Genomic DNA, 8,710 nt, shown 5'->3' on the forward strand with positions numbered 1-8,710 from the left:
TTGTTAAATTCAAGGCACAATGCCTCGTACTGATTTTCATTAAGTTTAAAGGATAATTTTATTATCCAAGGTCTTGTGAGATTTCTGCAACTGGTCTTCTGTAGCAGCACGACCGCTTGAGATATTATCAGGGTCCCAATCTTTGTTTTCCAGACCTGTCACATAGCCGTCCTTACCGTCAACAGCAACTTTCCCTGCCGCAATCTTGCCGTCTTTGCCGTCGATTGTAACTTTATCACCAGCTTTGATTGTGCCTGTAGTACCATCCATTGCGATTTGTTTTGTAGCATCAGAACCCAATGTCACTTGATCTTTAAGACTTACTTCATAGTTCTTGGAACCATTCGCATTGGTGCTAGGTGTCACAGTAATATTATTACCTGCAGATACCGTTGTGGATGCAGCTGCTGTAGCTTTATCCAATTGAGATTTATTAACTGCATCATTAGGGTCCGTGCCATCAGCAACATTCGTAATCTTGTTACCGCCGTTATTTAAGCCGTCTTTTGTAAGACTTACTGCATCGCCACCAGCACGATTGATGGTCATGCCATCACCATTGATAACAGTGTTATTACCACCGTTTGTGAAAGTTGTAGACGTTAACCCCTGTAATTCTTTCGCCAATTTTACATTTAATGTACCGTTACCGTCGGATACAACACCGATATTATTGTCGGATAATTTAGCTGCATCAGCACCGCCTTTGATAGTTACTGTATCACCTAATTTTCTGTTGCTTACGGCACCCGTATCACCGGCAAAGTTCAAGCCTTTTTCAAGAGTTTTATTGATATCGGAGATATCCTGTTTATTCTTATTGATGTTCTGCGTATTGTTGGCGATATCTCCGGCATTTTTATTGATGTTCTGTTTGTTACCCGCAATATCCTGTTTATTTTTGTCGATGTCGGATCTATTCGTATTAACTTTGTCGTTAACCTTCTTCAACTGATCTTCCGTAGCACCACGACCGGATACAGCCACTGGATTATCCACATTCCAATCCGTATTCGTGAGACCTGTTACATGACCTGTATCACCATCTACAGTTACAGGGTGGGCAGCACCGACATTAATTTTATTGCCTAAACCGACAGTAAATTCCTTACCGCCATTCGCATTCGTACCTTCCGTTACGGTCACATTCGCATCCTTTGCTTTCACAGTGGATGCCTTCGCAGTACCGTTGATAGCTTTTTGTAACTGGCCATAGTTAACTGCATCATTAGGATTACTACCATCCGCCACGTTGGTAATCTTCTGATTGTTCGCATTGATACCGTTCGGCGTTACATAAGTCTTACCGCCTACAGTCAAGCCGTCATTGTTGATAGTCGTACTACCGGCAGTAACGCTGTCTAGACCGGTTAACGTTTTCGCCAATTTTACATTTAATGTATCCGTTCCGTTGGATACAACGCCGATATTATTATCGGATAGTTTTGTCGGATCAGTCACACCACCGACAATATTCGTCTGTTCACCAAATTTACGAGTAAATTGATTAGCTGTAGCCGATGCAGCTTTCACATCACCGGCATATGCCACGCCCTTATCCATCTCCGAAATAACTGCATGCAATTGACTGCCGTTGATAGCATCCGTAGAAGTAGCGGAAATACGACCTGCCGCTACATTAGTAACTGTCCGTTCCATGCCTGCCTTGCCGACACTTACGGTGGATGCCGGATTAATACCTGCAAAGTTATGTACAGCCCCGTTAATGGTTGCGGAAGGTGTCGCTACAGCTGCTGCCGTTTCAGAACCGGTCCCCAGAGCTACAGCGCTTTCATTATCTACCTTTGTATTATTACCGATAGCCACAGCATTATTCGCCGTCACGGAAGCATTATTTCCGAGAACCATAGCCCCATCAGCGGAAACATTTGAGTTACTGCCCACTACATAAGAATTATCGGCCGTAATACTGTTCTTATAGCCGAATGCACCGGACATATTACCTTTAACAGTACCGTCTGTAACAGTTGTAATTTTATCCTGATCGGCACCTGCACCACTACCATTTGCTTCCGTCGTGGTCATAACAGTAGCGGAACCGATGGTATTTCCTGCACCGATAGCATACGCCTGATTACCGTAAATCGTATTCTTGGAACCAACAGCAGCAGACTCTTTCCCGGATTTAGAACCGTCTTTCATATCTAAACCGACCTGGTTCGTATCACCGATAGAGGATGAACGATTACCGTAAGCACCAACCTGCGTACCAAGAGCAAGAGAATTTGTTCCCCAACTACGTGTCATGATACCGATGCCGGTACTGGCTACACCTTTAGTCAAAGAGTTGATACCGATTGCTGTAGAGCCTGTACCATAGGCTTCGCTCAATGTACCGATAGCCGTAGTTGCATCACCGATAGCCGCCGTATTTGCATATTTACCTTTTACATTAATAGATGCCGAACCAAGAGTGCCGGCGAATTTATCTTCAATTTCCTTGTTAAAGCTCTTTTTAATACCGTTTCCTGCAGCCAATTGAGGCACAGCTGTTTCCAATTCAGTACGAGCCATATCGATATCATCACCGCCGATGGCAACAGATGAATTACCGATAGCTCTTGTATCTGCACCGAGAGCAAGAGACTGTGTACCATAAGTTTTCGCAGTGCTGCCGATAGCTACACCTTGCGCATATTTAGGGTTAACAGTACCGCCATCATTCTTAATTTTTACATTTGTTTCCGCAGATGCACCGATAGCCACATCACCACGAGCACCGTAGGAAGCAGCCTCCGCCCCCATAACAACAGCGCCGGATCCAGGATTACCATGATGCGTAGAAACAATACTCTTTGCGGAACGACCGATAACGATATCCCCGTTTTCCAAAGCTTGTGCCCCTTGACCTATAGCTACTGTACTTGTCGGGATATTCGTGCCTACAGTACTTTCACCGACTGCTTTTGCACCGTTACCGATGGCTACACTATAATCACCAAGTGCATTAGTTATATCACCAATAGCGATACCACCATTATTTGAGGCCTGCGCTCCGATACCATTTTTAATCGGTGCCCCCAAAGCATCCGTAGGCATCATAACGCCCGTCAACATAACGGCAAGCGCAGTAGCACCTACCATTTTAGAAAATACAACCGACAAAGAAGAACGTTTCGTCATGTTCTTTGCCGTTTCCGCTACGACTACGTAACACCCCTTTGTACGATTCCAAATTACTTTAAAAACTCGATTCATCAATCTTACTCCTATAAATTAAACTAACTATATCCACTTACATAAAAATTACAATAACCAAACTGAGACTATATCGATTTTCTCAAAATTATATAACTAAAATACCACATTTTACTGTATAAGTAAAATTTTTTTCATTTTATTTTCACATAATTATGCGTTCAAATTATCAATTTTTCGATATACAAAAAATATCGAGGCACCGTCACTCGAACAGTCCTCGATATTCTTATATATACTATTAAATTATTCTATTGAAAAGAATATTCATCATTTAATACTTTTGTAGTAGCGATAGAAGAATATATTAACTATTACAACAACAAAAGGATCAAAAAAACAAAATGGATGCCCCCTGTAAAATACAGGGAAGCATCCATGTGTTTAGATTACTATTTATCACTCTTTAGTTTTGACTGAATAATCTGCTCTACCATAAGCGCTGTACCCATAGTTAACGCTATAGGGAACAACATTTCTACAGAAAATCTTGAAAGCTCAAGCATAAATACACATGAGGTCATAGGCATTTTTTGTGCAAGTCCTAAAAATGCTACGGCACCGATAAAGGCAGCCATCCCCAATGATATAGGAGCCACGGCAATAGACCAAAAAGTACCAAATACTATGGCTAACGTACTGCCCAACATCATAGATGGAGTAATACGACCACCATACGCACCTGCTGCTAATGCGAGTAATACTGCTGCCCACTTAGAACCAAATAATCCTAATGCATAAGTCCATGTAATATCATTGGTAAAGGTTAATTCGTTCCCGGCCTTACCATTCCCAAGAATTTCAGGGAAATACATAGCTAATACACCGATAAGTGTAAATGCTACGATAGAAATGGGAATCATAACAGGACTGCTACGATGAATAGCCGGCAACCTACTTTGTGTAATATTAAATAAAACTACACCTAAGGCAATAATAGCACCTAAGGCAATGGCGAATTCAACATAATGGCTACCCAAGCTAGGTTGAGCCATTGTATATTGAATAACATCCCCTACACCTGCCTGTCTCGTAACAAAGGTTGCTAATCCACAGCATATAAGAGCAGCACTCATAGCGCGTATATTCCATGTAAGAAGCAATGTTTCCAACGTAAAAATCGCTGCCGATAACGGTGAATTATAAACCGCTGCCAAGCCAGCACCTGCTGCACAAGCAATCAATAGTTGGCGATCTTCTTGTTTAATATCAAAATGTTTAACTAAAAAAGTTGTAATCCCTGCACTGGCTTCACGTGGTGCAACTTCTCGCCCTAATGGTGAACCAATACCTACGGTAATAATTTGTAAAGTTGCATGTAAAACAGTAGTAATAGGATTCATATCCATTTTACCAGATACAGCCGTTTTAATATCTACAACACCTTTACCATATCGGTGAATAAGTACCCAACCAACACCGCCTATAAGACCGCAAATAATCAATGGTATCAATCGCTCTACCGGAGATACACGAGCTACAGCAGCGCCAAAACTCATATGATCAGCAGAAGAATAATGATATACAAAGTGCTGAATTCCATGTAATAAATGTGTATAAGAGGCCCCTACTAATCCCGCTATAAATCCAACGATAATTATGAGGCCTATTAAACGTTTATCAAATGCCATACTTACTCCATTGCTAATACGACTTCGTCTGTTTCTAATGTTTTCTTAACATCTATAATACGTTGATTAGATGACCCTCTAAATCGCAATGCTGGATCTTTGAGTTCATCTACAAAGCGACCGTCTACGAGAATATCAATTTCATGTAATAAAGCGCTTCTCAACTCATCTTCTAAGATATCATCTATTGTATAACCTGAATAGGCCCAAATTTTCTTGTCTGGCGCCGCCGCACGGACTGCCCGCACCACCGGCAATAAACCTTGTACATTTTGGAACGGTTCCCCACCTAACAAGGTTAAACCTGAGCATGTTGGACTTTTCACATAGGATACAACTAAATCAGTTTCAGATTGAGTCCACTCCTTACCGGCATTAAAATCCTGGTATTCTTCATTAAAACAGTTATAACAACAATGTGTACAACCGGTTACGAATATAGATGTACGAATACCTTCCCCATTGGCAATATCATATTGTCTTATTTGCCCATATCTCATAATTACCTCCATAGTAGTGGTAATCAACTTTGACTAACACTATATAGATATATTTCTATTTCTTACAAACGCAGTAAAAGCTGTGCCTTAAGCACAGCTTTTACCATGTATTTATAGTAACTATAATTCTAATAATTTTAAATGTGCATTACACGATCTTTGATTTCTTTCGTACGACCTTCGTTCCAGAAGTTTTCACCTAAATAACCACAAGTACGACGAATTACAGTTAATTTATCGCGGTTTGTGTTGTGGCAACGAGGACATTCCCACTCATTATTTTCATTGACCTTAATTTCACCATCAAAACCACATTCGTGACAGTAGTCAGACTTGGTATTAAATTCAGCATAAGAAATATGGTCATAAATATATTGAATCATAGTTAAAACGGCTGGAATATTATTAGTCATATTTGGAATTTCTGCATAGGAGATACAGCCGCCTGTAGATTTCTTTTGGAACTCAGATTCAAAGGCAAATTTATCAAATACATTAATCTCTTCACGAACATTTACGTGATAGCTATTAGTGTAATACCCTTTATCTGTAATATCTTCAATTACACCAAAACGGGCACGGTCTAAAGAAGAGAACCGATTTGTTAAGCTTTCAGCAGGAGTACCGTATAAACCAAAGCCAAGATTATGTTTGTCATGCCATAGGTTAATAGCATCGTTTAAACGATCCATAATTTTCATTGCAAATACACGGCCTTTTTCACCTGTATTGGATTCACCTGTAATCAATCGAGTTGCTTCATAAATACCGATATAGCCAAGAGAAATCGTTGCATAACCACCAGTAAGGAAACGACCGATTTTTTCTCCTTTTTTTAGGCGCGCAATGGCACCATGTTGCCAGTGAATTGGCGATACATCACTTACTACATCCTTTAATAAGTTGTAACGTAATAGTAATGCTTTTTCCGCTAATTCAAGACGTTTATCTAAAATTTCAAAGAATCTTTCTTCACTACCGCGAGCTAAGATACCAATTTGAGGTAAGTTCAAACTTACAACGCCCATATTAAAGCGACCATCAAACTTATAGTTCCCCTTTTCATCCTTCCAAGGAGATAAGAAAGAACGACATCCCATTGGGCTAAATACATTACCTTCATAGTTTTCCTTCATCTTCTTAGCGGAAATGTAATCTGGATACATGCGTTTAGCCGTACATTGTGCAGCAAGTTCAGTTAAATAGTAATATGGACTATCAGGCGTTACATTATGTTCATCAAGAACATAAATCAATTTAGGGAATGCTGGCGTAATATATACATCAGCTTCATTTTTTACACCCTTAATGCGTTGTCGTAAAATCTCTTCTGTAATAAGAGCAGCCTCTTTAGCGTATTCATAATCAGGTTTAAAATACATGAACAATGTAACAAATGGAGATTGACCATTTGTAGTCATCAATGTATTGATTTGATATTGGATAGTTTGGATGCCATCCTTAACCTCTTTACGCGTACGTTTCCACGCAATTTCACGGGCTTTTTCCATATTTGGTTCCATCCCGTAAATCTCAACTTGTTCTTCAATAACATTGTTGAGGATTTTTTCGTAAGATTTACGTACGAATGGCGCCAAGATGCGATCGATACCATTGATACTTTGACCGCCGTATTGACCAGATGCAACTTGGGCAATAATTTGCGTTGTTACTGTACATGCAACTTGGAAGGATTTAGGTGTATCAATTTTCTTACCATTAATAACCGTACCATTTGTTAGCATATCTTCCAAATTGATCAAGCAACAGTTAAACATAGGCTGGATAATGTAATCCATGTCATGGAAGTGAATAACACCACTATCATGGGCTTCTAAAATATCTGTAGGAATTAATTTACGACGAGCAATATCCTTAGATACTTCACCGGCAATTAAATCACGTTGTGTAGATACAATAGCAGCATCCTTATTAGAGTTTTCATCGAGAACGCTGACATTACTGCGATCTAATAAACCGATTACATCATCATCAGTGGTATTTTGACGGCGTTTAAAAGCTTGAACAGCTTTGTAACCTTCATAGGCACGTGCCGTTGCAGGATTATGATACTCAATCAACTTATAATACACTTGATCTTCTATAGCATAAATTGTCATGTCTTTTTGGAGCTTTGTAGCATATTCTTCAATTTCATCAGCAATACGCTGTGCCAACCCCTCTTCGTACAACCCTGTACTACTATGCTCAGCTTTTTCTATAGCCAAAGCAATCTTATTCTTATCAAATGGTACCTTTGTACCATCCCGTTTAATGACCTGCAACATATTGGCAACCTCCCCATTTTGTTACCGCTGAAATATATGTTAAGACATAGAAAAAAGTATGGAAAACCATACTTTTTATAAATTTATATGTAAAAATGTAAAGAATTATGACTAAACTCTCTATTTTTTACCGCTAACTCAGTATACTATATATGGTGGTTGTTTTCAAGAACAAATACAATATAAAGTAAAAATAGGCTCTTTTAGCCATGCCAATACAGCATGAATAAAAGAACCTATATAAATTATAATGTAAAACCAAATAGACGTGTCAAGAAATTGGACTTTTGACCTACCCAACTAGAAGGAACCGCTGGATAGAATGTGCGATCAGCTAAAAGATCGCGTTCATTGAGATGAATATTCGGCAACAAATCTTTTTTGTACGTACTATCTAATTTAGAAATAGCTTCTACGTATCCTTGATGTGCTTGCACATCACTTTCATTACAGTAACCAGTACCAAAGAAGTGAATTAGACCATTGCGATATAGTTCGATCGCTCTATGATAATTAGCATTACTATGATTAAAGGATGCCATGTTACATTGAATTAAAATCCCTTTATCTACCCATTCCAATAACTGTTCTGGTTTTGTAAATAATTGGCGATGCGTTTCTACTTCACTAATGATAGGAACAATGCCCATATCTAGTAAGCTTAGCAACCATGCATTAATATGGTGAACCTTACTATTTTCAGGTAATGCTACTAACATAAAATGGCTATTACCCAACAAATACTGATTGCGATGAGCAACGATATATTCAACCATTTCATCACAAAGTAAAACGCGAGCACCACTGTGAATAGTAACATCTACTTGTTGCTCACCTACTGCAAGTTTTACATCATTCAATGTTGTTTCCATTTCATCCCAAGTATTCATATCCATAGATACTATTACATCAGGTGTACTGAAAATATCTGTAATTCCTTGTTCAGCCAAAGATTTTATCATTTTTACTGATTCTGCCATTGTTTGTGGCCCTTGAGGCCCTAACACAGCTGGCAAAATGCAACCATGTAAGTCAACCACGCGATTCATATTCTTTCCCTTCTACTTACGAT

Annotated in this window: 5 protein-coding genes and 1 pseudogene; 1 reads left to right on the forward strand and 5 read right to left on the reverse strand. The window is 39.2% G+C overall.

Going from position 1 to position 8,710, the window contains the following annotated elements:
* Positions 1-45 precede the first annotated feature (45 nt).
* Positions 46-3,219 carry an ESPR-type extended signal peptide-containing protein gene (locus tag QZR70_RS07430; protein WP_363661706.1) on the reverse strand — a complete coding sequence of 1,058 codons (3,174 nt, stop codon included), beginning with the start codon at positions 3,217-3,219 and terminating at the stop codon, positions 46-48.
* Positions 3,220-3,492: 273 nt separating this feature from the next.
* On the opposite strand from QZR70_RS07430, the pseudogene QZR70_RS08910 reads away from it, so the two are divergent.
* Positions 3,493-3,639: pseudogene (locus tag QZR70_RS08910) on the forward strand (IS3 family transposase); the annotation flags it as partial.
* Here QZR70_RS08910 and QZR70_RS07435 read toward each other — a convergent pair.
* The 4 genes from QZR70_RS07435 to QZR70_RS07450 all read right to left on the reverse strand — a co-directional run bounded on the left by QZR70_RS07435 (position 3,612) and on the right by QZR70_RS07450 (position 8,687).
* On the reverse strand, positions 3,612-4,850 hold the full coding sequence (locus tag QZR70_RS07435) for a chloride channel protein (RefSeq protein WP_295794200.1): 1,239 nt from the start codon (positions 4,848-4,850) through the stop codon (positions 3,612-3,614). The pseudogene QZR70_RS08910 and the gene QZR70_RS07435 overlap by 28 nt on opposite strands.
* Before the next feature lie 2 nt (positions 4,851-4,852).
* A complete protein-coding gene (gene nrdG, locus QZR70_RS07440; protein WP_119209256.1) occupies positions 4,853-5,350 on the reverse strand; it encodes an anaerobic ribonucleoside-triphosphate reductase activating protein in 498 nt (165 codons plus the stop codon).
* A gap of 137 nt (positions 5,351-5,487) precedes the next feature.
* Entirely contained in the window at positions 5,488-7,638 is a 2,151-nt protein-coding gene (gene nrdD / locus QZR70_RS07445; protein ID WP_295794204.1) for an anaerobic ribonucleoside-triphosphate reductase, read from the reverse strand.
* Between the two features lie 245 nt (positions 7,639-7,883).
* Positions 7,884-8,687, reverse strand: a complete 804-nt coding sequence (locus QZR70_RS07450) for a CpsB/CapC family capsule biosynthesis tyrosine phosphatase (protein ID WP_295794206.1) — start codon at positions 8,685-8,687, stop codon at positions 7,884-7,886.
* Positions 8,688-8,710: the final 23 nt, after the last annotated feature.

The organism is uncultured Veillonella sp. (assembly GCF_900545205.1).
Lineage (GTDB): Bacteria > Bacillota > Negativicutes > Veillonellales > Veillonellaceae > Veillonella.